15 protein-coding genes and 1 pseudogene are annotated in these 26,032 nt (G+C 66.5%); 6 read left to right on the top strand and 10 right to left on the bottom strand.

Features of this window, described 5'->3' with window-relative positions:
• Positions 1 to 14: 14 nt before the first annotated feature.
• From F5544_RS33775 to F5544_RS33755, 5 genes are all read right to left on the bottom strand, one after another.
• Positions 15 to 260: a type II toxin-antitoxin system Phd/YefM family antitoxin gene (locus F5544_RS33775; RefSeq protein WP_167476932.1), complete on the bottom strand. Its 246-nt coding sequence runs from the start codon at positions 258 to 260 to the stop codon at positions 15 to 17.
• A gap of 39 nt (positions 261 to 299) precedes the next feature.
• Positions 300 to 2,144 carry a thiamine pyrophosphate-dependent enzyme gene (locus tag F5544_RS33770; RefSeq protein WP_167476931.1) on the bottom strand — a complete coding sequence of 615 codons (1,845 nt, stop codon included), beginning with the start codon at positions 2,142 to 2,144 and terminating at the stop codon, positions 300 to 302.
• A gap of 3 nt (positions 2,145 to 2,147) precedes the next feature.
• Positions 2,148 to 5,015, bottom strand: coding sequence for an FAD-binding and (Fe-S)-binding domain-containing protein (locus F5544_RS33765; protein WP_167476930.1), 2,868 nt, complete (start codon positions 5,013 to 5,015; stop codon positions 2,148 to 2,150).
• A gap of 201 nt (positions 5,016 to 5,216) precedes the next feature.
• Complete coding sequence (locus F5544_RS33760; RefSeq protein WP_167476929.1) at positions 5,217 to 6,161, bottom strand: hypothetical protein; 945 nt, start codon at positions 6,159 to 6,161, stop codon at positions 5,217 to 5,219.
• Positions 6,158 to 6,943: a DUF4239 domain-containing protein gene (locus tag F5544_RS33755; RefSeq protein WP_167476928.1), complete on the bottom strand. Its 786-nt coding sequence runs from the start codon at positions 6,941 to 6,943 to the stop codon at positions 6,158 to 6,160. Before F5544_RS33755 ends, F5544_RS33760 begins: the two co-directional genes overlap by 4 nt.
• Positions 6,944 to 7,277: 334 nt before the next feature.
• Here F5544_RS33755 and F5544_RS33750 point away from each other — a divergent pair, with 334 nt between their 5' ends.
• The gene (locus F5544_RS33750) at positions 7,278 to 7,448 is read left to right on the top strand and encodes a hypothetical protein (RefSeq protein WP_167476927.1); all 171 of its coding nucleotides are present in this window, start codon (positions 7,278 to 7,280) and stop codon (positions 7,446 to 7,448) included.
• Between the two features lie 96 nt (positions 7,449 to 7,544).
• On the opposite strand, the gene F5544_RS46050 is transcribed toward F5544_RS33750, so the two are convergent.
• Complete coding sequence (locus F5544_RS46050; RefSeq protein WP_203217411.1) at positions 7,545 to 8,072, bottom strand: hypothetical protein; 528 nt, start codon at positions 8,070 to 8,072, stop codon at positions 7,545 to 7,547.
• A 172-nt stretch (positions 8,073 to 8,244) separates the two neighbouring features.
• Here F5544_RS46050 and F5544_RS46045 point away from each other — a divergent pair, with 172 nt between their 5' ends.
• The 3 genes from F5544_RS46045 (at position 8,245) to efeB (ending at position 12,012) form a co-directional block, all read left to right on the top strand.
• Entirely contained in the window at positions 8,245 to 8,418 is a 174-nt protein-coding gene (locus F5544_RS46045) for a hypothetical protein (protein ID WP_203217410.1), read from the top strand.
• Between the two features lie 140 nt (positions 8,419 to 8,558).
• Entirely contained in the window at positions 8,559 to 10,751 is a 2,193-nt protein-coding gene (gene efeU, locus F5544_RS33740; RefSeq protein ID WP_428847085.1) for an iron uptake transporter permease EfeU, read from the top strand.
• A gap of 28 nt (positions 10,752 to 10,779) precedes the next feature.
• Positions 10,780 to 12,012 (top strand): iron uptake transporter deferrochelatase/peroxidase subunit, encoded by a 1,233-nt coding sequence (gene efeB / locus F5544_RS33735; protein WP_167476925.1) that lies wholly within the window; start codon positions 10,780 to 10,782, stop codon positions 12,010 to 12,012.
• On the opposite strand, the gene F5544_RS33730 is transcribed toward efeB, so the two are convergent.
• Together F5544_RS33730 and F5544_RS33725 are read right to left on the bottom strand one after the other, a co-directional pair.
• Complete coding sequence (locus tag F5544_RS33730) at positions 12,013 to 17,160, bottom strand: hypothetical protein (RefSeq protein WP_167476924.1); 5,148 nt, start codon at positions 17,158 to 17,160, stop codon at positions 12,013 to 12,015.
• A 6-nt stretch (positions 17,161 to 17,166) separates the two neighbouring features.
• Complete coding sequence (locus F5544_RS33725; protein ID WP_167476923.1) at positions 17,167 to 20,058, bottom strand: hypothetical protein; 2,892 nt, start codon at positions 20,056 to 20,058, stop codon at positions 17,167 to 17,169.
• Positions 20,059 to 20,503: 445 nt separating this feature from the next.
• On the opposite strand from F5544_RS33725, the gene F5544_RS33720 reads away from it, so the two are divergent.
• On the top strand, positions 20,504 to 21,232 hold the full coding sequence (locus F5544_RS33720; RefSeq protein WP_167476922.1) for a copper homeostasis protein CutC: 729 nt from the start codon (positions 20,504 to 20,506) through the stop codon (positions 21,230 to 21,232).
• Positions 21,233 to 21,709: 477 nt separating this feature from the next.
• Positions 21,710 to 24,109 carry a helix-turn-helix transcriptional regulator gene (locus F5544_RS33715; protein ID WP_167476921.1) on the top strand — a complete coding sequence of 800 codons (2,400 nt, stop codon included), beginning with the start codon at positions 21,710 to 21,712 and terminating at the stop codon, positions 24,107 to 24,109.
• Here F5544_RS33715 and F5544_RS47360 read toward each other — a convergent pair.
• Together F5544_RS47360 and F5544_RS33705 are read right to left on the bottom strand one after the other, a co-directional pair.
• Positions 24,106 to 24,779, bottom strand: a pseudogene (locus tag F5544_RS47360) (isochorismatase family protein). The gene F5544_RS33715 and the pseudogene F5544_RS47360 overlap by 4 nt on opposite strands.
• Entirely contained in the window at positions 24,779 to 25,987 is a 1,209-nt protein-coding gene (locus F5544_RS33705) for a 3-deoxy-7-phosphoheptulonate synthase (RefSeq protein ID WP_342760435.1), read from the bottom strand. Before F5544_RS33705 ends, F5544_RS47360 begins: the two are co-directional and overlap by 1 nt.
• Positions 25,988 to 26,032 lie beyond the last annotated feature (45 nt).

The following is a 26,032-nucleotide window of genomic DNA, read 5'->3' as shown; positions in this document are numbered from 1 at the left end:
GACCATCGAACGGTTCAGGACGGGTCGCGCAGTTGCTGGTCGATTCGGTCGCGGTCGGCCTCCCAGTCGGTGTCGGGGGTGCCGGACCAGAGCTCCGCGATCTGTGCGTAGGTTCGCCAGGTTCTCGGTGCCGTTGCCATCGGTACCAGCCGGGCGCTGGGCCGACCCGCTATCGTGACGGTCAATTCCTCGCCGGATTCGACTCGTCGCACGAGTTCGGAGGCGTTTTGCCGCAATTCCCGCCGGCCGACGGTGTCCATGCAGCACATGGTGGCACAGGTGCTATCGCGAGATCCGCGCTATTCCTTCCCGTCGTGGCGGTGGACGACGCGGCTGGCGGCTCGGCCGACGGCGTCGGGGATGACGTGGCCGGGGCTGGCGTCGAAGCTGGCCTCGTCGAGCATGTCCTTGACCATTTGCAGGGCGATGCGGCGGCGGTTGGGGGTGCCTTCGCGCAGGGCGCTGACGAGCTTTCGCACCTGGTCCTTCTTGACCTTGGCAGGCATGGGCGGCTCGTGCGCGTCGACTACGCATTCGACGATGACCGGGCCGGGGTGGCCGAGCGCCGCGAGCAGCTGATCGCGGCAGCGACGGGGATCGTCGATGCGAAATCCCTTGGCGCCACAGGCTTCCGCGAATTTCACGAAATCCAACGGCGCCATGTTCACGCCGTATTCCGGATTGCCGAGGAAGACCATCTGCTCCCATTTGATCAGCCCGAGCGTGTCGTTGCGGATGACGACGACCTTGACCGGCAGATCGTGCTGGACGCAGGTGAGGAAGTCGCCGAGCTGCATGGTCAGCGAACCGTCCCCGGTGTAGGCGACGACCTGCCGTCCCGGATACGCCGCTTGGGCGCCGATGGCGTACGGCAGCGCCGCGGCCATGGAACAGTTGGTGCCGCTGAAGCTGAACCGCTGGTTGCCGCGGATCTTGAGTAGCCTTGCCGCCCAAGTGGTTACGGTGCCGGAGTCGCCGCATACGATGGCGTCGTCGGTCAGCGCGTCGTTGAGGTACCAGGTCGGCACCTGCGGATGCATCGGAACGTCGGTGTGGGTGCCGCGTTCGGCCATCAGATCCCACCAGTCGCGCATACCGCGCTGCGCCTGCTCCAGGAAGGTGCGGTCCTCGTTTCGCGGCAGCAACGCGACGAGTTCGGCCAAGGTGGCCTTGGCGTCGCCGCAGAGCCCGACGTCGACGGGGTGACGCAGGCCGATGCGTTCGGGTTTGTCATCGATCTGCACGCATACCGCGCGGCCGGGCTCCGGATAGTACTCGAGGTAAGGCATTGTGCTGCCGACGATCAGCAGCGCGTCACAGTCCTGCAGCGCCTCCTCGCTGGGGCGGCTGCCGACCAGCGCGACGGGTCCGGTGGTGTACGGGCTGTCGTCCGGCACGCAGTCTTTACCCAACTGGCCCTTGATGATCGGTGCGCCGAGCTTCTCGGCGGCCTGCTCCAGTTCCGAACCCGCCCCGCGGGCGCCCGCCCCGGCGAGTATGGCGACCCGGCTGCGCCCGCCGAGCAGGTCGGCGGCCTGGCGCAGCAATTCGCGTTGCGGAATACGCACCGGCGGTTGGAATTTCGCTGAGGTGTGGCCGGACACGTTGCGCTGGAAGCGGGTTCCGGATTCGGCGTCGGCGGCTTGGTAATCGATGGGGAAGGCCAGATGCGCGGGACCGCGCTGGGTGAGCGCCGTGCGGCAGGCATAGTCGGTGACGTTCAGCACGTGCTGGGGGCCCATGATGCGGGCGTTGTAGACGGTGAGGTCGTTCATCACGTAGTCGGTGTTGATGTCCTGCAGGTAGGACGTTCCGATCAGGTCGTGATAGGTCATGCCCGTAATGGCAAGCAGCGGCGCCTGTTCCACCTTGGCGTCGAGCATGCCGTTCATCAGGTGGATCGCGCCGGGCCCGGATGTCGCGAAGCAGACGCCGAGCTTGCCGGTGAATTTGGCGTAGCCGACCGCCGCCATGGCGGCGACTTCCTCGTGGCGCACATGGATGTAGCGAATATCGTCGCGTCGCTTGCGCAGTGCGTCCATCAGGCCGTTGATCCCGTCACCGGGCAGACCGAATATCGTGTCGACGCCCCAGTCGACCAGTCGGTCGACGAGAACGTCTGCTGCCGTGCGCTGTTCGCTCATGGGTTATTTCGTGCCCTTCTCGTCGTCGATGGCCAATTGGATCGCTTGGGCCAGGTGCAGCGGCTGCCGTCCGGTCGCCTGGGCGATTTGCTCGCGGCAGCTGAAACCATTGGCGATCAGCAGGGTTTCGGGTTCTGCTCGACGCACCTGCGGCAGGATGACCCGCTGCGCGGCGGCGATCGACACCCGATAGCGCTCACCGCGTTCGAAGCCGAAACTGCCCGCCATACCGCAACATCCGGAATCGGGATACCGGGCCGAGACGCCCATGGCGGCGAGCAGCTCACGGTCGGCGTCCGGACGCAGGACGGCATGGTCGTGACAGTGGGTCTGCACCAATGCGTCCCGGGCCAGGCGGGGCGGGTGATAGCCGTGTTCGACCAGGTATTCGCCGAGGGTGCGGGTGGCGTTGGCGACCCGATGCGCGTCCAGGTCGTCGGGAAACAGGTTGCGCAGTTCGTCGCGGAATACCGCGACGCAGCTGGGTTCGAGCCCGATCACCGGGAGTCCGGCGGCCGCGGCCGGGCCGAGCGCGTCGACGGCGCGGCGCAGCCACCGCTTGGCGGTGGGTACCATGCCGTAGTCGTAAAGCGGCCTGCCACAACATAGTTGACGGTCCGGGAGCTGTACGGCACAACCGGCGTCCGTCAGCACCTCGACCGCGGCCATGCCGATGCCGGGCTGGAAATAGTTGGTGAAGGTATCCGGCCACAGCAGCACCGGTTCGCCCGCCGCCGACTGCCGTCCGCCGAACCAGGAGCGAAAGGTGTTGTGCGCGAACGAGGGCGCCGCGCGTTCCGGTGCGACGCCCGCCGCGAACTTCAGCATCCGGCCGAGGCCCGGTGCGCGCAGGGCCGCGTTGGCGAGCCGGGGTGCGTGACTGGCGGCCTTGGCCCACAACGGAATCAACCCGAGCGCGTAGGCCGCTCGCGGCCGCAGTCGGCGGGCGTAATAGTGCGAGAGGAATTCCGCCTTGTAGGTGGCCATATCCACCCCGACGGGACAGTCGGAGCGGCAGCCCTTGCAGGACAGGCAAAGATCTAGTGCGCCTTTGACGTGCGGATCGCGCCAGCCCGGCCCGTCGGCGAGATGACCCTCCATCATCTCGAACAGCAGCCGGGCCCGGCCGCGCGTCGAATGCTGTTCCTCGCGGGTCACCATGAAGCTCGGGCACATCACGCCGCCATCGAGATGCCTGCACTTGCCGACGCCGAAGCATCGGTTCGCGGCGTCGGCGAATCCGCGTTCGTCGTCCCGATACGCGAAATGGGTTCGGACGGTTCGCACTTTGCTGTCCGGTCCGGAGCGCAGATTCTGGTCGGGCCGGAAGGGGTCCACCACCTTGCCCGGATTCATCCGGCCCTCGGGATCGAAGATCGCCTTGAATTTCCGGAACGCCGTCACCAGGTCGGGCCCGAACATCTTGACCAGCTGGTCGGCCCGCAACTGCCCGTCACCGTGTTCGCCGGACAATGATCCGCCGTAGCGCACCACCAGATCGCCCGCGTCCGCCAGGAATCGGGAGAAGGCGGCCACCCGGTCGGCGGTGCGGAAATCCAGGTCCAGCCGGTTGTGCACACAGCCCTGGCCGAAATGCCCGAACAGCACGGTGTGATAGCCGTACCGCGCGACCAGCGCACAGTAGTCGCGCAGGTAGTCGCCGAGCACCTCCGGCGCGACCGCCGCGTCCTCCCACCCGGCGAGTCCGGCATGCTCGCCCGGAATGCGGGCGAATTCGATTGCGCTGCGGCGTATTTCCCAGACCTCGTCCTGCTCGTCCGGATCTTCGAATATCCGTGCCGAGCCGGGCGCGCCGATCCGATCCCCGACTCGTGTCGCGGCGGCGGTGGCCCGATCCTGGTCGTCGGCGCCGTATTCGGCGAGCAGCCAGGCCCGCCCGGACGGCAATTCCGCCGAACTCGGTTGGCTGCCAAGGTGTTTGCGCAGGTTGTCGAGTACACCGGCGTCGAAGCATTCCAGACCGACCAGCTGCGGATCGTGGAATTCGGTGACATGGTCGGCCGCGGTCGCCGCATCCGGATAGCCGACCACGAGCAGCGCGCGATGACTCGGATTCGGAATGAGCCGCAGCGTCGCCTCCAGCACGAGCACACAGGTGGACTCGGTGCCGACCAACGCCTTGGCGGTATCGAAGCCGTTCTCGGGCAACAGCGCATCGAGGTTGTATCCGGAAACCCGCCGGGGAATATCGGGGTAGCGGGTGCGGATCAGGGCCGTGTATTCGTCGCGCAGTTCGGTGAGCGCGCGGTAGATGTCGCCGACCCGTCCCGGCTCGCGTCGCCGGGCGGCCAGTTCGGCCGGGGGTGTCGGGCCAACGGTCAATTCCGTTCCGTCGGCGGTCAATACCGTCATCGACAGCACGTTGTCCACGGTCTTTCCGCCGAGCACGGAGTGGGTGCCGCAGGAGTTGTTGCCGATCATGCCGCCGATGGTGCAGCGGTCGTGGGTTGCCGGATCGGGCGCGAAGGTCAGACCGAAAGGTGCGGCGGCCGAGCGCAATTCATCGCAGATGACACCCGGCTGCACCCGGGCGAGCCGCCGGTCCGCATCGATCTCGAGTATCGAGTTCAGATATTTGGAAAAATCGAAAACCACTGCGGCATTGACGCTTTGACCGGCCAGCCCGGTGCCGCAGCCGCGCGCGAGGACCGCGGCCCCGAAATCGCGGCACACCGCCAGCGCGCCGCGCACGTCGTCGGCGTCGCGCGGCACGACGACGCCGACCGGGACCTGCCGGTAGATCGACGCGTCGTTGGCGTACATGGCCCGGCTGCCATCGTCGAAACGCACCTCGCCCGCCACGCACCCGCGCAGCGCCTCGGCGAGCCGCCGTCGTTCGGCCTCCCGCATGGTGGCTCCTCCACCGATGGGATCAGGGACAGGGCCGCCATACCCGGCTCGTTCTCGGCGAAACCGGGCATCGCGCAACGGATCTCACTGCTCGGCGGCTACGGACCGCCGATGCGGTCGCGCCATTGCTCGTACGATGTGCCGAGCCACGAACCAGCACAAGAAAGCCACGTCGAGTCACCGCATTCGATCGGCTGTCGGTCACCCTTGGGTCGCGCGCTTGGCCGTCGACGCGGCGATGATCGTCACGATCAGCACCGTGACCAGCTCCAGGGTGCCGAACTCGACCGGCGGCGCCGGTTCGGCCGCCGAGGGGATCGGCGGGATCGCGGCGACCGGTTGCGGCGCGGCGGCGGGTAGCGGCGCTGGGGGCTGTGGCACGACGGGTGCGCCGGGTGGCGCGGCGGCAGGCGGGATGACGAGCGGAAATCCGGGCGTCGGTGGAATTACCGGTACGGCAAGCAAACAAGGAACCAGCGCGCTACCCGCGGCGGCGGCACTGCCGGCGCCCGGCGCGGCCAATACGCCGAGCAGTAGCGCGGCGGCCGCGGAGTCGGTCGCCGCCGAGCCGAGCAGCGCGGGCACGCCCGAGCCGGTCAGCGTGGATCCGGTGGCTGCCAGCAGGGCGGCCGTCGCGGAGCCGGTCATCGCGGATCCGGTGACGCCGAGCAGTACGGTCGCCGAGCCGATCGCGGGCGCCGCCGAACCCAGCAGCATGGGGGCGACCGAGCCCATCGCCAATTCGGCCGAGCCGGGAATGATCGCCGCGGGCCCGAGCGGGCCGCTGCCCGCCGCGGATCCGAGCAGCAGCGCCGACCCGGCCGCCGCCGCGCTGCCCGCGCACGCCGCCGAGAGGGGGCCGTCGGCGGGGCCGAGCGCGATCGGGTGATAGCCGGGATCCGCTACGGAATCGTAATCCGCTGCGGCGCTGACGATCTCGGGTGTCAACGCGAGTGGTTTGCCGATTTCCGCACTGCCGGTCGGCGCGGCCGTCGGTGCGGTGCTGCCGGTCGCGATATCGGCGATGAACGGCAGATTCGGGACCACCGGTTCGGCGGCGGACCTGCCTCCGGAGAGCATCGCCGCGGACAGGACGGCACCGGCCGTCAGCAAGCCGCGCAGGCGTCCGGGGGACCGCGGGTTCATTTGGCGCTGTCACCGGGTTCGCTGGGCGGCTGCTCGATCTGTGACTGGGTGTAGACGAACGCATCCTTCGAGATCCCCATGACGCTGGAGAACGGCCGCTCCATATCGCGCAGCGCCAACAGCGCACAACCGACGACGATCCCGAGCAGCGCGATCATCGTGACGCTGCGCCAGGTAACCCTGATTCCGGTGAGGACCGGATTGAGCAAGACCAGGGCGGTGCCGAAATACAATGTGAGATAAAGGAATTGCGGAATATTGCGGTTCAGGTCGATGGCACGGTCGCCGCGGGCCCGCACGACCTGGTCGAGGCCGGCCAGCGTTCGGGACCGCGCGTCGGTGACGATCGGGTCGGGCGAACGCAGCGCCGCCGCCGTCTCGCGCAGAGTGGCGAGCGTATCCGCGGCGGACTCGCTGAGCCGGCCGCGATTCTCCATCAGCGGCCACTCCTGCTCGATCACCTGCCCGGTGTAGCCGCGCACGAGCGACTGCACCTGTGTCCGCTCCGATGGCGGCAGGGCCTGCGCGGCCCAATAGGTGTCGAGCAGGCCCTTCGCCTCGGCGACGGTGTGATCGTGCGCGCTCTGGTGCTGTTGCCAGCAGACGATGAAGATGAATGCGACAACGGCGGTGAAGAACGTCTTGACCAGATCGAGGGCCAGCGCGCCCGATGTTTCGTCGCCGGACTGCCGCCAGGATTCCGGACGCAGCCGATCTCCGGCCAGGAATATCGCCACCGCGATCGCGGCGGCGCAGACGGCGACGAGCAAGGTCCCAGCCATCTCACTCCCGTTCCCGGTCGAGTTGGTCGAACTGTTACCGAGTGCGTGGTCGAACGGCCGGTCGACCCGGCCTCAGCGCGATATAGCTGCAACGTAGCTGGAGCAGTTTCGAAGCGTACTCGTACCGTGCGGTCTGGTGGAGGGCCTTGGGCGAAGTCGATGGGGCTATCCCGCCTCTGCCAGATCGGCCAGGTGCCGGACCTGCGCGAGATGCCCGGCCGCCTGGGCGGTGTCGAGCACGTCGCGTGCGACAGCGCGAGCCGCCGCGCCCTTGCACGCGGACAGCAATTCTGCGTAGGCCCAACGTCCTTCGTGCCAGACCAGAACGTCCTTCGTGCCAGACCAGGGGGATCCGGTGCTGCACGGCACCCTCGATGAGCGGCGTCGCCTCGGCGTGCCGCCCCTGGCGGACCAGTATCAGGCCGAGCCGGGCCGCCGCCCAGCCCGCATAGGGCGGGACCGCCCGTGCCGCCCCGTTCGGATCGCGCCGAATTCGAGCAGCTGACGCGCGTGGCGGAATTTGCGTCGCGCGCGTTCGAAATTCGACAGCGTGAGATCGATGATGGCCGCGGCGGCGAGCGCCTGCCCGCGCGCCGCCGGATCATCGCCGCCTCGGTGACCGCGAGCTCCACCAGCTGCTCGCCGAATGGGGTTGCACGCGAACGAGTTTCGATGATCGCCAGGTTGGAGAAGAGCAGTCGCGAGCTGTGCACACCCACCGTGGTTTCATCCAGTGCGGCAAGCAGATTCGTGCGGGCTGCGGGCCGCCGATGCGTCTGCGCCCGCACCGCGAGGAGCGCGGCCTGGTGCGGCGACGCACCGGAAGAGCCAGCCCGGTCTCGGCATAAAGCGGTGCGGCGGCGTCGGATACGCATCGCAGCCGCTCCTCGGCCGCAGTGATATAGGTCGATGCCGCGCGATGGTCGTCGCCGCCCGCCGCCACGGCGCCCGGGTCGCCACCGCGCTCGGGTCGCCGCCGCCGATGCAGCGCATCGGCGGACAGCAGATGCAACCGCATCGAGGTGGCCGGTTCGATACCGTCGTGGATTTCGGATTCCAGTGCGGGCGAAGCGATCCGCCAACCGTCCCGATCGGTGCGGACCAGTTGCGATTCGTGCGGGGCCGCCAACTCCGCCAGCGCGGGACGCAGCTCCGCGCTGAGCGTCGATGTTCGGCATCGTCCCCACCGCCGGGGGTGAACATGCTCGGATCCGGCTACGACTATCGGGCCAGCGTCGCGCTCTGGTCCCGCAGCCTGTTCGTCGCCGATCCCGATGTCGCGGTGATCGCTGCTCTACCAAATGCATGCGACGGCGGCCTGGGCGATTCTGGCAGTGTGGCCGTTCACCCGGCTGGAGCGCTCGTGGAGTTTCCACTGTGGTACCTGTGTCGTCTACCGCAGCCGCGAGCTGGTCCGGCCCCGCGAGCCCGGTACCGGGGGACGCCGCTGGCAGCGCATCGGCACGCCGCGCTGATCGGCGGCGGTTTCGGGTCGAATCTCCAGCTCGTGCGAGGCGTCCACGGCGGGGTCCGATGAACACGGCGTGCCCGAGATTCTGGGGGCACGGCGGTCCGCGTTGCCGAATCCGGGCCCAAGCTGGACTCGCAAATAGGTATGGCTTACCTTTGCAGCGTGAGCGTTACCGAGGCAGTGCCCAATTTCCTCATCTGCCTGCGGGAGGGCCTGGAGGCAGGACTGGTCGTCACCATCCTGCTGGCGGCCGTGCGGCGGATATCGACCCCCGAGCGGCCGATATCGACGGCGCCGGTGTGGCTCGGCCTACTCGGCGCGGTCTCGCTGGCCGGCAGCTTCGCGGCGGTGCTGAGCTACTCCACCAGCGTGCTGACCAATTCCGCGCAGGCGGCGGTCGGCGGCGTGCTGAGCGTGCTCGCCGTCGGACTGGTCACCGCGATGGTGTTCTGGATGCGCCGGGTCGGCGCGACGCTGTCGGGACATCTGCGCGGTGAGGTCGCGCGGGCCGCCGGAATCGGCGCCGGTGCGCTCGCGGTGACCGCATTCCTCGCGGTCGGCCGCGAGGGCCTGGAGACGACGCTGTTCGTTTGGACGGCGGTGAAGGCGGCGGGCACGACCGTCGCGCCGGTGGTCGGCGCCGCGCTCGGCCTGCTCGCCGCGATCGCGCTGTGCTGGCTGCTGTTCCGTCAGGCGGTGCGGCTCAACCTGGGCGTGTTCTTCAACCGGACCGCGCTGCTGCTGATCGTGATCGCCGCCGGTGTGCTGGCATACGGCCTCGGCGACATCCAGGAGGCGGGCCTGCTGCCCGGTGCGCGCTGGATGGCCTTCGACCTCACCGCACACGTCGACCCGAATTCCTGGTGGGTCTCGCTCATCACCGGCGTCACCGAACTCGCGCCGAAGATGACGGTGCTGCAGGTGGTGGCCTGGGTTGTCTACTTGGCCATCGTGATTCCGCTGTTCGTCCGCGCGGGGCGGGCCGTCCCGGCCAAGCCCGCGCCGAAGACGGAACCGGCGGCGGCCGAATCTGCCGAGCCCGCAGCGCAAACCGGGGCCGCGACGAATATCGAATCGTCGCAGTCGGACGAATCTGCTGCGCCCGCAACGCAAACCGCGCCCGCCGCGGTCGTCGAAGAGCACGCTCCCGACTGGTGGGAGCGGCTGGCCGGTCCGCGCCCGGTGCTGGTGGGCGCGACGCTGGTGGTGGTTCCGGCACTGATCGCCGGAGTGGCCATCGCGCTGCTGCCTTCGGGTTCGGCGGATTCCAAGCGCACGGTGACGGTGACCGCGGACGCGTGCGCCCCGGAGTGGACCGCGGCGCGCACCGGCACGCAGACGATCTCGGTGCACAACAACTCGAACAAGGCCGGTGAGATCAGTGTGGTCAACGCCGATGGCGCGGTGGTCGCGGAGATCGAAAACATCGGTCCCGCAACGACTGCCGATCTGGTCGCGACGCTGAACCCGGGTGCGTACACCATCTACTGCGCGATGTCGGGCCAGGCGCCGGTGTCCTCGCGGCGGGTCCAGGCGACCGGCGCCGCGACGGATGCGCCGCAGGTGGTCAAGCCCGTCCGCGCCACCGAACTCAAGGCGCCGAACGAGGCTTACCAGGCCTACGTGCATCAGGTGCTCACCCGGCTCACCGGCGCGCTCGGCGCCGTCGGCCGCGATCTGCGAGCGCGCAATATCCCTGCCGCACAAGCCGATTGGCTGATCGCCCAACTGGAGTGGGAGCGAGTCGGCGCGTCGTACAACAGCTTCGGCGCCGCGGGCACCGCGGTGGACGGACTGGCGAACGGATTGCCCGGCGGCGTAGACGATCCGGACTTCACCGGACTGCACCGCCTGGAGTACGGACTGTGGCACGGTCAGGGACCGGAGCAACTGCTGCCAGTGCTGGATCGGTTGAACGCCGATATCGACGCGATGCAGCAGAACCTCGGCAGCACCGACCTCGCCGGCCAGCCGACCAACCTGCCGATCCGGGCCCACGAGATCCTGGAAGACGCGCTGCGCGACCACCTTACGGGCCTCGACGATCTCGGCTCCGGCTCGGCCTACCCGGCGACCCTGGCCGATATCGATGTCACCCGGGTGGTGCTCGACCAACTCGGCCAGCTGGTGGACGAGCGCGAACCAAAGCTGCGCGCCACCATCAATGCCCGGCTCGACACCCTGCGCAACGCGCTGCTCGCCACCCAGGACAACGGCCGCTGGCGCGCACCGGCGCAGACGCCGCAGCAGGCGAGGCAGGCCGTACTCGCCGCGATCGGCGGTGCACTGGAACAGCTGGACCGGGTGCCCCGGCTGCTGGAAACCCGCGCCCACTGACCCCCGCACGAAAGACTAAGGCCCACCGATGAATGTCAGCCGCCGCCGCTTCCTCTCCGGCACCGCCGCAGGCGCCGCCGGAACCGCGTTGACCGCGGGCGTCCTCGCCGAGGGCGCGCGGGTGGACGCCGCGACCGCCACCGGAACGCCAACGGCCGCACCGTCTTTCCCGTTCCACGGGGTGCATCAGGCGGGCATCCTCACGCCCGCGCCCGCGGACCGCCAGAATGCCGCCTGCTTCGCCTCGTTCGATGTCACCGCGGCCAACCGGGGCGAGTTGGTCGAGCTGATGAAGACGCTCACCGATCGCGCCCGGACACTGACCGCGGGCGGCCCGCCGCCGGACCTCGGGCCGGGTCAGCCGCCCGCCGACAGCGCCGTGCTCGGCCCGGATATTCCCGCCGACGGCCTCACCATCACCGCGGGTGTCGGCGCGAGCCTGTTCGACCAGCGCTTCGGGCTCGCGAGCCGCAAGCCCGCCCGGTTGACGCCGATGCGGATCTTCCCCGACGATTCGCCGGATCAGGCCTGGATGCACGGCGATCTGCACCTGCAGCTGTGCGCGCACAATCCGGACACCATCCACCACGCCATCCGCGACATCACCCGCCGCACCCGCGGCGCGCTACAGCTGCGCTGGAAGATCCAGGGCTACAACTCACCGCCGCGGCCGTCGGGCACCGGGCGAAATCTGTTGGGGTTCAAGGACGGAACCGCGAATCCGACCAATACGGACGCCGCGTCGCTGGTCTGGACCGACAGTTCCGACGAACCGGAGTGGACCAAGGGCGGCACGTATCAGGTGGTGCGCCTGATCCGCATGCTCGTGGAGTTCTGGGACCGGGTCTCGATCGCCGAGCAGGAAAACATGTTCGGCCGCCGCCGCGAATCCGGCGCACCGCTGGACGGCAACAAGGAATTCGACACGCCGGACTACGCCGCCGATCCGGACGGCGCGGTGATCCCGGCCACCGCGCACATCCGGCTGGCCAACCCGCGCACCCCGGAAACCGCGCGCCAGCAGCTGCTTCGGCGTTCCTACAACTACGATCTCGGCCTCGACCCGAACGGCAATATGGCGACCGGCCACATCTTCACCTGTTTCCAGCAGGATGTGCAGCGCCAGTTCGAGGCCATCCAGACCCGGCTCGCCGGTGAACCGCTCACCGACTATGTGCAACCGTTCGGCGGCGGCTACTTCTTCGTGCTGCCGGGCGTGGTCGACAACAAGGACTGGTACGCCCGGGCTCTGCTGAGCTGATCACGACCACCACGCGCGGAAGAGATCGCCGTCGGTGGATTCGACGAACAGTTCCAGTTGCCGGTTGACCCGATGGACCGCCAGCGGTGTGCGCGGCGCGGCGTGGAATCCCTGAGCGTCCTGGGTAACCGGATGCCAGTCGGTCCAAGCGGTCGCCTTATCCCATGCGGCGGTGTACACGATGCCGTCCGCACCGACGACGAATGCGTCGATGTGATCGGAATATGGTGTGGCACAGGATATTCCGACACCTTCGGGTAACGGGATGTTGGCGAGCTGGGTCCAGGTGGGCTGCCCGTCCTGCGGGAGGCTGCCATCCCAGATCCGGCCGTCCGCGGAGATCGCGAGCAGGCGGGTTTCGTTGGCGGCGGTGAGGTTTCGGATCGGCGGCAGGTCGGCGGAGACCTTCACCCACACCGGTGGAAGCGGGATCAGCGGGAACCGATCGATGAACGCCGCCCAGATCGCGCCGTCGGTATCGAGGACGTACAGCTGATTGCCCACCAGAACGCAAGCACCGTCCTGACGCAGCGTGAAGCCGTTCACTGCCAATTGCCGCCACGGGAAGATTTCGCCCAGGTGCCAATCGAAGTGGGCGTATACCTGCCCGTCGGACCCGGTGACGACGAGTTCGACTCCGCTGCCGGAGAATTGGGACGGCCCGGCGCTGACGGTGCCGGGGGAGGCGAGCGGCACGGGAGTCTGCGCCGAAAGATTTCCCGCCATCGGTTGCTGCGCCGTCCACGCCGTCCACCGCAGGTTCTGATCGGGTGACGCTGCGAAAAGCGTTCCGGCATCGAGCACTACGGCGATCAACTGTCCCGGGACGGTGGAAGCCGCGGCGACGGAGCAGGACGGCGTGAACCCCGGACCGCCCGGAATATCGGACCACTGCGGTGCCGCCGTCAGGCAGGCGGGCAACTTGCGATGCCGCACAGCCTGTTTCGGACCGACCACCAGCAGATCGCAGTAGTCGTAATAGGTTTTGTCCCAGGACGGTCGGGCCGCGAGCACGACCCGCCCATCGGCCCGGCCCTCCGGCACCGGCTCCCAGCGCCGCCACCGGTCGGTGCGGATGGACACCGGGAACACCCCGGAGCCGTGCCGGTCGCCGTCGAAATCCACCGAGTCGAACGACAATGTGCAGTCGCGCAGGGTGTAATCGCCCATCAGCGCCCGCAGCGAGAAGCTCATCTTCCAGCCGTCGTCGGCGTCGCCGTCGTCGAACGCCTCCTTGGTGAGTTCGATCGTCATATCCGGGCCGTACCGCGCGGAGCTGTCGAGGAAGATCCATTCCGCGTCGTGGGTGGTGTTGTCGTCGACCGGGCCGACCGCGATGATCTCATCGGTTGTGACTGTGGCACAGGCGATTCGCACGGTGGCGACGCAGCGGTTCTTCGCGTCCAGATCGTCGTCGCGGGTGCGGACGAAGGCGACCAGCGCGCGAACGTTGTCCGGGTCGTCGGCCGGAACCTGTTCGGTGCGAACGGGTTCGGTGAAATCGGAGAAATCGTGCAGCAGAGTTTTGCCGTTGTACTCGATGACGTAGGCCCGCTGCCCCCATTCGACCCGACCGCTGCGCAGGAAGGGATTTTCGAAGCGTGGGTAGAGGTCGGTCTGCAAAGGTGCGTCGCCGTAATGGAATTCGCCACCGTCGCCGTATTTCAACTGCAGCGTCTGACTGCCGCCGCTCGGCAGCGGCATGTGATAGGTGCACTCCATGTCGCCGACATCGTCGAGGTGGACGCGGGCGCTGCTCACCCGGTCCTTGAAGGTCTGGTAATCGCCGTATTCGTCCTTGTTGCCGACGTGCACGATCCAGATGTTCTTGCCGCCGACGTACCAGTCCTGGTCGGCGAAGTAGTCGCGGGCCAGCGGTTCGCTCCAGATCCGCTCCAGATCCGACTTCTGTTGTTGCAGTTGCTTTTTCTTGTTCGGATCGTTCTCGTTGTCGATCTGGTCGGCGAGGTCGTCGATCTTCTTCTTGCCGGCCTCCTCCAGTTTGCGATGGTAGAAGTCCGGATCGCTGTCCTTCGAGCCGTCCAACCAGGCCGGGCGCTGGTTCGAGAACACGCCGATGTAGGCCTCTGGCCGATCCGCGGCCGCGACACCGTCGGCGGGATGGGTGTATTTGCCGAAAACCCAGAATCCCTTGGGCCCGATATCGCCGATATCGAGCAGGAAGAAGTTGGCATCGTCGTAGCCCGAGCAGCGCACCTCGTCGGCATTGTCGAAGCCGCGCTTGGGAAACCACAGGTGTGAACCGCAGTCGGCCAGGGTTTTCTGCGAGTCGTGGAAGTCGTAGGCGATGATCGCCGCGGGCCCCTGTTGAACCACCATGGGCAGCGCCCAGTAACCCGTCCACCAGCCGGGTCCGTCGTGGTCGTCGCCGATCGGGTTGGTGCCGTTGAGATCCTCGATCGTTTTGAAGGTCTCGACACCGGCCGCGACACCCAGCCCGACCGCCGCTACCGCGCCGACACCGGTGATGCCGAGGATCGCCTCGCCGACCAATGTCGCGGTCGCACCGGCGAGCAGGCTGACCAGCCCGGCCAGCTCCACCGAAATATCCAACCCGCCGAAGCCCGATGTGGTGAACACATTCGTGACGCCGTTGACGGTGGCCTGGCTGACGTTCGATTGGAAGTTCAGCTGACCGGTCCGGAAGTTCTGGATGCTCGACAGCATGATGTCGCGATTGCGGTAGGTCATGATGTTTGCGCGCGTGCGCGTCGAACCCTCCAGGAAGAGCGACAGTTTGTCGGCCACCTCCTCGGTCTTGTCACCGGAGAAGGCTCCGATGAGCCCGCCCGCCAGCGCGCCGACCCCGCCGCCGACCACCGCGCCGACGGTCGCGCCGAACAGCGTATCCCCGACGCCCTCGATGATCGGTGCGATGGTGCCGACCATCGAGGTGAGCTTCTTGAAGATGCCGGTCTTGGCGAGGCCGAACTTATCGATGAAGTCGAGTTGGCCGTGCACGACCTGTTTGACGAAGAAGGCCGAGGTGCTCAACCAGAAGGCGACGCTGTCCTCGGTGGCGCCGTAACCGATATGGGTGCGGGTGATTTCGGCATTCAGCTGATCGATGAACTGGAAGTGCTTGGCCAATTTCGGCGCGTAACCCGAACGCAGCGAGTCCATCGCGTCCGACTGCTGCGAGATGGAGATCCCGTACTTGGGTGCCTCGTCGAAGGTGACGGATACCCGGGAGCGGTCGATGAAGCCGGATACCGGTGGGTGCGCCGCGATTTCGAGTAGCACATCGGGGATTCGGTAGGTCGAGGTGGCCATGCTGGCACCGATCTCGGAATCGCTGTCCTCGAGCAGGCCGCGGGTGCCGAACAGGATCTCGATGGCATCGCCGATGGCGTTATCGCTGCCGCTGGCCTTGGATTTGAACTGGCTGCGGCCGCCCGCCGCGCCCATCGCACCCCGGTGCAGGAATCGCGCCATATCGAACAGCAACAGATCCGCTGCGAGCGTCGCCTTTTCGCGGACCTCACGATCCAGTGCGAAATCGACCAGGTTGAGCAGCGACCAGAAATGTTCGCGGTAATAGCCGGAGGAGTTGAATTCGGTCCAGCCGAGCATCAGCCGGTGGTTGAGCCAGCGCAGCACTCGTGCCCGGCCGCGCTCCTTGCGCTGCTTACCGGTCAGCACACCGTCGCGCTTGCCGGGGTCGAGAAACTGTTTGCCCGCTTGGAATTCGTCACCCTCCCACAGTTGCCCGGCCAGATACTCCGAGGAGGCGAACATGATGAAGTGGTTTTCCGACCAGTACTCCATCTCGCCCTCGGCGATATCGCCGTAGCCGAGGTCGCTGCGTGCCTGCTGCTGCTTGCCGTTGTCCTTGGCGTGCAGCGGTTCGTCGAGCCAGAACTTGAAATGGTGGATGCCGGTACGCAATACCTCCTGCGCGATCGGTGAGAACGCGACCGACGCGCTGCCGGGAGCGGCCGCGTTCTCCTCGACGATGATGCTCAGTCTCGTTCGGGCGTCGGACAATCGGGCGGCAAGCGCCGCATCCTTCGTGAAAACCTCGGTGGCGGCACGGTTTTCGAAGAACTCCGCGAACTCTGGCCCCGGCGCGGCCCGTTTCCGCCAGCGCAGCCGATCCCCGCTCGCCACCTGATCGGGAATGGTGCCGAACAGGTAGAGCACCCGCATGAGCAGGACGAGGCCCATATCGGAGTTCTCCTTGTTGACATAGACCTCCTTCAGTGGCGCGCCGACCACCCTGGTCCAGTACTTCACCATCGCCGAGTATGGGAAGTCCTTCGGGTCGCCGAGCGGGAATCCGTTTGTGGCGACCTTGATCTGGTATTTGTAGACCTGTTCGTCAGGCTTGCCGCCCGGCTTCTGCTCCTGATGCAGCAGCTCCGCCTTGACCGCGGCCGCCGCGTCCACCGCCGTGGATTTCCGCAGCGCCTCCTGGATGGCCGCCCGGTATTTGTCGGGCGCGGCGCGATCGAAGGTGATCTTCTGATCGACCGCGCCGCCGAGCACCAATTGCAGTTCCGACTCGTAGTCGGTGAGGAACTGCTCGAGGTTCTCCAGCCATTTCTCCGGCTCCGAACTATCCACATTCTTGGGGTGATACAGCTCGGGCAGCAGCCACGGTTTGGCCGCGCCGACGGTGGCGCGGCTCATCGCCGCGCCACGGCCGTCGGTCTTCTGCCACGGATCGTTGCCGGGATCGGGATCCAGGGTGGCGGGCTTGCGCCGGTATACGCCCAGCGGTGTCGGCTCGAGCACCGAGGTGAACCGGTCCCGCTCGAATTCCGTTGCCAGCTCGGCGATTTTCGCCCGCAGCCGCTGCGGATCCTTGTACTCCAGCCAACCGCCGATATACCCGGTGTAATCGATGAACGCCTCACGGCGCTTTTGTTCATCGTCGTCCCACACCTGCGTCTTGCTGTCGAGATATACCGGGCCCAAAGGGTTTTCGCCCACCGTCACCTGTAGTGGACCGGAGCCGAGGGCGGGCAGCGGTTCGCTGATCAGCTTGAGCAGCCGGATATCGTCGGGATCCTTGCTATCGCGCGAGATTCCGCGGAACGTCTGAGTGCTGAAGCGCCGCAGCTGCGCTTCGAAGAACCACTTGCGCCGCCGCTCCAACTCGGCCCGCAGATCACCGTCCCCCACCGCGAATCACCGCGACTCGGTGTCGGCGCCCGGCCGGCACGGCGTCGGCGTCCACTCGGGCAGATCCGCGTCGTCCTTGAGCATGACCAGGGTGGTCGGCAGCCGCACCTCCCACTGATCGACGCAGACCTCCGCGTCCTCGGCGAAATTGCGGGCCTTGATCTCAGCGATGATCGAAACGTACTGATCGCTGAACATATCCGGGATCTCCTCGCCCATCCACACATCGCCGGTTTCGTGGAAGTGCGCGAGCGCCGCCTCGAAGCCGGGCCGCACCGGGATCACCACCCGGGCCGCGCCCGCCTTCAGGAAGGATTCGAACTGCGGGTCGACGTCCTGGATCAGCACCAGCTCACCCCAGCGGGCGCGACGGCCCCAGAAGTACGGGTAGTACAGGTACATCAGGTGTTCCCACTCGAAGGCGCGCTCGAAGAACGCGACGACGGCGCCCCAGGTCTTGACGTACCGCGGATCCGGCGGGAACGCACCGGGATCCGGCGTCGGGAAGTACACCTGGCCGAAGTGTTCGCTCATCAGCAGTTGGATGAACGCCTTCTTCAGCTCGTCGCGTTCGGCGGTGGCATCGTGCGCCAGACCCTGCGCCAACGCCATCTGGGCGCGCACCGCGGCCTGGAAGCGGGAGAGCTGATCGAGGTAGTCGGCGCGCTGGCGCTGATAGCCCTGGACGATCTGAGCGTGCGTCTTCAGCTGCCACTCTTCGATTTTCGGCCGATCGATGCGGCAGGTGATGCCGATCGCGAAGTTGTACTGCAACATCTTCCGGAAGGTGTTGAAGGTCACCGGGATATCGCCGGTTTCCCCGTTCATCGCGAAAGACTTGTTCAGCTGGTCGTTTTCGTTCTGCCGGATGAAAGTGTTCTCGCCGATGAAGAATTCGAAGATCCGGTTCTCGGTCTGCGTGTTGTCGATGACCTCGTTCGGATTGGTGCGCTGGAGATAGCCGCTGATCGCGCTGTAGTCGTTCGGCACTCGAATGGTGAACTGGCCGAACTGCTCCGCGTCGAACGACCCGCCATACGCCTGGAGCTTGCGCGCGACATCCCCGCTTTCGGCATGTGCGACCACGGTGGTGATCTCGTCCGGCGGCGGGGTGACCGATCCGGTGACGCCGTACTGCGCGGCCCAGATCATGTAGTTCGACGCGTTGAGATCGCCGGGCTGCACCGTCGGTTCGACCGGCCGGACCAGCTGGTAATTCTCCGGCTGCGCAGCGGTTTTCAGCGATTCGATGAGGAAGGACGCGGGTTCGGGCAGCACCACGTCGTACAGCAGTCGCTTGCCGTAGTTGAGCACGCGGGTCTTGTACTTCTTGTCCACCCACTGGTAGATGCCGCGAATCGGGCGCAAGCCCTTGGAGTTGTCCAGCTGATGCTCGGCCTCTTCGGTGTAGACCTTCTTCTCCCGTTGCACGCGTTGCTGTTTCACCTGCTGGGTGAGCGACTTGACGGCGCGGTCGGTGACGCTGCGGGCATAGTCGGTCTTGCTGTTCTCGACCAGCCTGCCGTAGCTGGTGGTGGAGGTCTGGTCCGAGGTGGCGGTGCTCTGCTGACTCGCCTCCTTCTGCGTCTCGGAGACAAGCTCGTTGCGGTCGGTGGTCTGGGTGTCGCGCTCGTCGGTCTGGGTGGTCTCGGTCTCCTGGGTGACGATCAGCTCGGAGGTCTCCTCGCGCTTGGTCGTCTTCTTCAGCAGCTCGCCGGGCAACACGTTCTCGATATGCGAAATGTCCGCGGCCACATAGCCGATCAGCTCCTGGCGGACCACCTGCAGATCACCGACGCCGACCGGGCGGGTGATGGCGTGGCTGAAATCCGGTGGCGGTGGGGCGGCGTCCGCGGCGAGTGATTCTTGCACCGCGAATACATTCGCGCCGAGTCGGTAGGTGCGCAGTGGTGTTGGAACTTTGTTCGGCTCCACCTCGCGCGACACCGCGAGCCAGCGGCCCTTGATCACGGCGAGGATGTCGGCGAACGAGGCAGTCGCGGTGTCGCCGAGTTCGGTCCGAAGCCGTTCGCGGACAACCTCATCCATCGATGCGACGATTTCGGGCGCGACGGTGAGCACGGACGGTGCGGCCGCCGCGGTTCGATTGGCGGTCGGCGCTTGGTCGTTCGGCGCCGCCGCTTCGGCGCGTTGCGCGGCCGGGACGCTGATCGCGAGCCGGTCGGGGCGCACGGTCAGCAGGGTGTCGTAGGCGCCGCGCAGCGAATCCTGTTCGGCGAGCAGCAGATCGCGGCGCGCTGCCGACTCGTCGCGCGCGGCGGGCGCGGCCTGGGCGGCGGCCGGAGTCGGCGTCGGCAGGAATACCTTGGGAATTCGCACCGGACGGTCCAGCAGCGCGCGGATGTGGTCGATCGTCAGCGGGGTCACGTGACCCGCGGCGAAATCGGCGACGAACGCGATCACCTGGCGCATGGTGGTGATCGACGGCGCGTCGATCAGATCGAAGCGCGTGGTGAGCTTCACCGCGACGAGCACATCGCCGGAGACGTCGCGTTCGGTCGGGAACTGTTGCGAGGCAACGAGATCGGCGGCGCTCTGGCCGAAGACACCCTTGATCGCGGCGTCCACCTGAGCCGGTGTCGGCTGCGGCGGGCATGGCAGCGCGAGCAGTTTCGCGCGCAGGTCGACGTATTTCGCGCGGCGGGCCAGCCCGGGATCGGCCAGCGCGGCGGATGTGACGCCAGGCGAGGAGGACGGCCCGTTGATGACGGTGTCGAGGTACTGCTCGGCCTTGGTGCGCACCGCGGTATAGGGCGCGCCGGAATGGATCAGATCGCGCAATCCGTTCTGGAATGCCGATTGCGATGTCAGGTCGATCGAAGCGGTATCGCCGGACACCACGAAAGCCTGTTGGATGAATCGGAACAGTTCAGCCATGTTCAACCCCCAGCGGAATGGATCGAACGACGGCCGCGTTGGCGCTGCGTGGGCCATGAAAGGATTTCCGCCCCCGCGTCGATCGACCGCCCCATGGTGAGCTGGGAATTGTGCGCGCGGAAGACTCCGGTCCGATGAGCGGACTTCTGTGAACTTGCTGTGCGGGCGCGGCGTGTGGACGGTCAGCGGGGTATCGGGTGGGCGAATTCGGCGGCCACGCCGATCCAGGCCGTCAGCTGTGTACGGGATGGGTCGCCTTGGGCGCCCAAGCGACCGGACGCGATCTTGTTGCGACCAGACCGGCGTCGCACGAGACTATGAGCAATGGCAGCACTGCCAAACCGATGGCGAGCCAACGCAACAGGGTGCGACCCACGCCGACAGTCTGTCGGCGGGTGCGCCGGAGGTCGAGGAGAGAGCAGGCTACACGGTCGAAATGAGCCCGATGCGGATAGAAATCGTTGTCGAATCGATCGCCGGTGTCGAGATCGCGGCGCGCTGCGGCGCGGACCGCGTCGAACTGTGCGGGGCGCTGGCCGAAGGCGGGCTGACGCCGAGCCAGGGGTTGTTGGAGCTCGCCGTACAGCGCGCGGAAAGCGTTGCGGTGCATCCGCTTATCCGGCCGCGGCCGGGCGATTTCCGGTACACGGCGGACGAGCTCGCGGTGATGGTGCGCGATGTGCGCGCCGCGGTGCTGGCGGGTGCGCACGGTGTCGTCGTCGGCGCGCTCGGACCGGACGGCCTGCTGGATCGCGCCGCCTGCGCGGCGCTGATCGACGCGGCGGGGGACCGGCAGATCACCCTGCATCGCGCGATCGATGCCAGCGCGTCACCGCGGCAGGTCCTGGACCAGGCGATCGAATTGGGCTTCACCAGAGTGCTCACCTCCGGCGCACGGCCACGGGCGATGGACGGCGCGCCACTGATCGCGGAGTTGGTCACGCAGGCGGCGGGGCGCATCTCGATCATGGCGTGCGGTGGCATCAGGGCCGCGAATGTCACCCAAGTCGTCGCCGCCACAGGGGTTTCCGATGTACACGCCGCCGTGCGCGCCCCGGTGCGCGGCGCCGATGGCGAGGTGTCATTCGCCGGTGTCGGCGTGCCGGACGGATTCGACCGCTTCGAAACCGACGCCGAGGGCGTCTCGGCGCTGTGTGCCGCGCTGCGAAAGTAGCCGGATAGCGTGTGTTGAGAAGCAATATGCATACCCAGTGACGTCACCCTGGTCGGATATAACACTACTCGGTGGAAAAGCGCATCAATTGTTTGATACCGGTTGGCTGGATAATTCTGCTACGGGATCTATTTTTATGCAGTCCGGCTCATGCAATTGTGGGCCAGGGCTGCACGTGATGGACTTTCGTCCGTACGGTATCATGGGGGTGGTGGGCAGTTGGAATGGGGTGGGATATATGCCTATTATTCGTAGATTTAGTCTAGTATTCGATGTCGATCGAGATTATTTCACCTGGCACGTTTGGTATCGCCCGTTCAAGTTTAGTAGAGAATTTTCCGTACGCATAATGGCAATTATGCGGCGCGGTGCTTCGTCTGCGATCGAGAGCGCGACATGATCGGCAGGGACCGGCGCCTCCTCGAGTCTGTCGACGGTGGCGCGGCGCTTGCTGATCGCATGCGACTACATGGTCGAATGGCTGAACTCGACGAGGTCCGGCAATTTCTCGCCGCAACCGCCAGCGGCGCCCGTCAGTTGCTCATCGTCGAGGGGCCGCGTGGTATCGGCAAGAGTCGCTTGCTGAGTGAGGCCGTCATGCTGGGAAAGGCGGCTGGGTTGATCGCCGAATTCGAAGATTCGGCTGCGTCGGCGGTCCTGATCCGGCCGAGGAGTTCCGCGGGGCCGGCAGGCATGGATGTCGCACCTTGGTCGGCGATCGTCGAGGCATGCACGAGCTATCAGCCCGATGCGGAGACCAGCCTCCGTATGCGTGATTATGGCAAGGTCGTGCGGCTTTCTTTGGACACGCTGGGTGACGAAGCAGTAGTTCGGATGCTGGAGGACGTTTTCGACGCGACGCCACAGCCGGAGGTGCTGTCCTTATTCGATATGGCGGGCGGTAATCCTCGTCTGATCATCGATCTCGCAACGGGCCTCGCGGAGCAGGAACATATCGCCATTGTCGATGGTCGCGTGGCTTTGCTCGACGAATCCGTGCCAGACCGTGTTGTCTCGACTATCCAATCGTGGATGGGCGAACATTCGGACAAATGCCAGCAGTTGCTACGGATCGGCGCAGTGTTCGGTTCGTCATTCGTACTACCCGAGGTACTCGATCTACTCGACGAGTCGACCGCGAGCATGGTGCCCGTGCTGGACGAGGCATTGGGGGCCGGGCTGCTCATATCCGACGGTGATCGACTCACCTTTCCGAACAATCTTGTGTGGCAGGTGATTCGGGGATCGGTTACGGTCTCCGTGCGCCGATCCATGGAGCGTGACGTACGGCGCATGCGCACCGAGCGAGGGACGGAGCACCTCGGGGCGGATCCGATGGTGGTGGGCACGACGCCGTCGACCGAACTCGATCGCAATCGTCATGCCGTCGAGGCGGTCCGCAGCCTGGTCGTGGCCGGCCGCCCGGAGACCGCTATCCGTGTGGCGCGTTGGGCACTGGACCGTCAACTGCCGGAAGACCTTTCGATCGAATTGCGCTGCCTGCTCAGTGATGTGCTCGTTATGGCGGGCAACGCGTCGGAGGGGGTGATCGAGGCCGAACGCGTACTGGCGGCCTCGCCGCCACCATCGGCCCAGGAGGCTGCGGCGGCCGGCGCCGCCTTGATGTTCGGTCTATTTGTGCTTGACGAATCGAGGGCTCGCACCCGTGCTCATGCCATCCTGGACCGGCGGGGCCTGGTCGGGCACGACCCCGACGCCATCATCGCCGCCACCGTGCTGTCCAGCACCGAGTGGTCAGGCGGCCGGCTTCGCGAGGGGCTTTGGTGGGGCCACGAGGCCGCGCGCGAAGTCGGGGCCGATTCACCTTTTGTATGGCCGAAGTTGGCATTGGCGACCAAGCTGGGCGAACTGCGCCGATTCGATGAGGCACAGGCGCTGATCGACGACGCCGCCGTCGGTATTGCCCGGCTCAAGCTCGCCGCGCACCTCTCCGCGTTGTCGACGGTGCGCGCGCGGCTGCTACTACAGGCAGGTTCGCTGGCCGAAGCGCGCGATGCGGCGCTGGCCGCGCTCGATACGGCAACCGAGTTGGGAACGCCATTACTTGTCCCGCTTACCTTCTCGACGCTGGCGTTGGTCGCGCTGCGATCGGGAAACCTCGACGACGCGTTCGCGTATGTGCACCGCTACCGTGCCGAACTGGCCAGCGGGCGAACGCTGTTCCGCTCCCCGCAATACGACTGGGTGGAACTACTTGCCACACATGCTCGTTCAGGATCGCAGGCCGCGGCGGCATTTCTCACCGAGCGTTGCCGGGGTCTGGAGTCGAATCGCTGGCTCTTCGTCCAGGAACCGGGGGCCGGGGCCTGGCTCGCGCGATTGGCCTTGGACATCGGCGATCGCGATCTCGCCGCCAGGATTGTCGCTGCGACAGAACGGCTGGTACAGGACAATCCAGGGTTTCCGTATCTCGCTCCAGGGGCCGCGCACGCACGCGGACTTCTCGACATGAATCGCGACCGGCTGGTCACCGCCACGGTCCGTCATGTGGATCCGTGGGCTCGCGCGTGTGCCGAACAGGATCTGGTCGAACTCGATGCTGCCGCCGGAGTGTTCCGCAACCGCGCTGCGGCCGAAGGGTTTTCGTCGACCACTGGCCGAGGCGATGATTCGTCGAGCGAGAGTCTCGCTCCCGCAAGCGATTCCGATGATGTCGAATCGGCTTGGGGGACGCTGAGCGATACCGAACGCACGATCGCCGAATTGGTCGGACAGGGGCTGACCAATCGGCAAGTGGCCCAAAAGGTTTACCTGTCGCCGCACACCGTGAACTACCATCTCCGTGCTGTTTTCCGCAAGCTCGGGATATCCTCGCGGGTCGAACTTGTCCACCACTGGTACCGCAACGGCGCCTAGACGCGCACTGCCTCGGATTCGTCGCTGCGGCGCTGCCCGGCAAGGTCGGCCAACGCCGCAGCGGTCGTTGGTGTTGTCGCACATCGTTCGGCCGCGTAGTTCAGCGCCAGGCGGTGATAGTCGATGGAGAAGTCCGCGACCGCGTCGGCCACCAGGAACGCCTGGATGTCGTTGGTGAAGGCATCGCAGGCGGTCATCAAGCAGCCGACGTGTGCGTACACGCCGCACACTATCAACTGGTCGCGGTCGTGGTCCCGCAGATATTTCAGCAGATCGCTGCGGTGGAAGGCGCTGTATCGCCATTTGGTGAACACCCGGTCGTCCGAGGTCGGAACCAATGGCTCGACGATCTCCCGATCTTCCGGGCGAACGGTCATGCCCGGCCCCAGAAATCGTGCAGCAATCCGCGCTCGGCCTCGGTCATACCGCCTGGTTGCGCCGTGTACGAGACCGGCACACCGAGTTCGACACAGCGTCGGCGCAGCGCGGCGATGTTGCGGATCAGTTCGGCCCCTGGGGATTCCGCGAGCGTGAACGGGGCGAGGAAGTATCGCTGCATGTCGTGGATCAACAGGGCGGCGCGGTCGGGCTGTAGGTGCCAGTTAGCGATATTCGCCGGGAGATCGGACTCCTCCGGCATGGGGTACGCAGCGATGGGGGAGATCGGCATCAGACATTCCTTTCGTGAGATACCAAGGAATCTCGCGTCCAGGCTTCGATAACGGTTCCGGCTTGTTCGGGATTGAGCCGGGGATCGCACAGGCTCGTGTAGCGGCGTTCGACCCCGTCCAGCAGCGCGAGGTCCGTCACGCACTCGTCGACTTGCTCGCTGGTGGCCTCCAGATGCAGCCCGGCCGCGACACCGCCGCCGGAACGCACCGCGGTTCGAAAGTCGGTGACCTCGCGGATTATGGCGCCGAGCATCCGTGTTTTATGACCGTCCGGCGCCGCGATCGTGTTGCCGTGCATCGGATCGCACAACCAGAGCACCGGATGGCCGCTGGACCGGACGGCGGCGACCAGATGCGGGAGGCGATCGGCCACCAAATCCGCGCCGAGGCGCGAGATCAACGTCAGTCGTCCCGGCGTCCGGGCCGGATCGAGGCGCCGACACAGCGCGAGCAACTCGGCCTCGGTCATGGTCGGCCCGACTTTGCAGGCGACGGGATTGGCGACCGAAGCCAACAGTTCGACGTGTGCACCAGAAAGCTGGCGAGTTCGGTCACCTATCCATGGCCAGTGTGTCGAGGCCAGAAACAGTCGGCCGTCGTAGGAACGGCGCAGTGCCGACAATTCGTAGTCGAGCACCAAGACCTCGTGGCTGGTCCAGATCCGTGGTCGGCGATGGCGATCCTCGTGGTACCGCAGATATGCCATCGCGGAACTCGCCGCCTGAAAACAGGTGAGCAATCGCATCGGGTCCGGCTGCCGGTAGCGCCGATCGGGTCTCGGATCGTTCACCATCGGCCCACGATACGAAGGGATTTCGCGGTCGCCATGCCGCTCGGTGGGCCGTGATCGGGGCTTGGCGAATTGGCCCGCGATCCGGCCGACGTGGATCACCGGGCGACCTGTGTCGTCGTGCATGGCCGCGCCCAAGGTCTCGAGCAATGAGAACTTCCGGGTAAGGAACTCCGGCGTGCATTCGGCGGGATCCTCCGCGCAGTCACCCGCCTGGATGATCTGCGCTCGTCCAGCGGCGGCCTCGGCCAGCGACCGGCTTAAGTCTCTGATTTCGCCCCATTCGGTCAGAGCGGGCATTCGGGACAGGGTGGTTCGGACCTTCGAGATCAGCCAAGGATCTCCCCAATCCGGTTGCTGCCGAGCTGGCAGAGCTGCCAACCGGGCGCGATCGGCATCCAGGGGACGCGTGTCGATCCACAATGAACGATTAAGCGCCGTTTCGCTTCTCAAGTGATAGTC

Origin of the sequence: Nocardia arthritidis (genome assembly GCF_011801145.1) — a bacterium.
Taxonomy (GTDB): domain Bacteria; phylum Actinomycetota; class Actinomycetes; order Mycobacteriales; family Mycobacteriaceae; genus Nocardia; species Nocardia arthritidis_A.
Note: the sequence above shows the minus strand (reverse complement) of the source record. Positions and strands in the feature narration are given on the sequence as shown.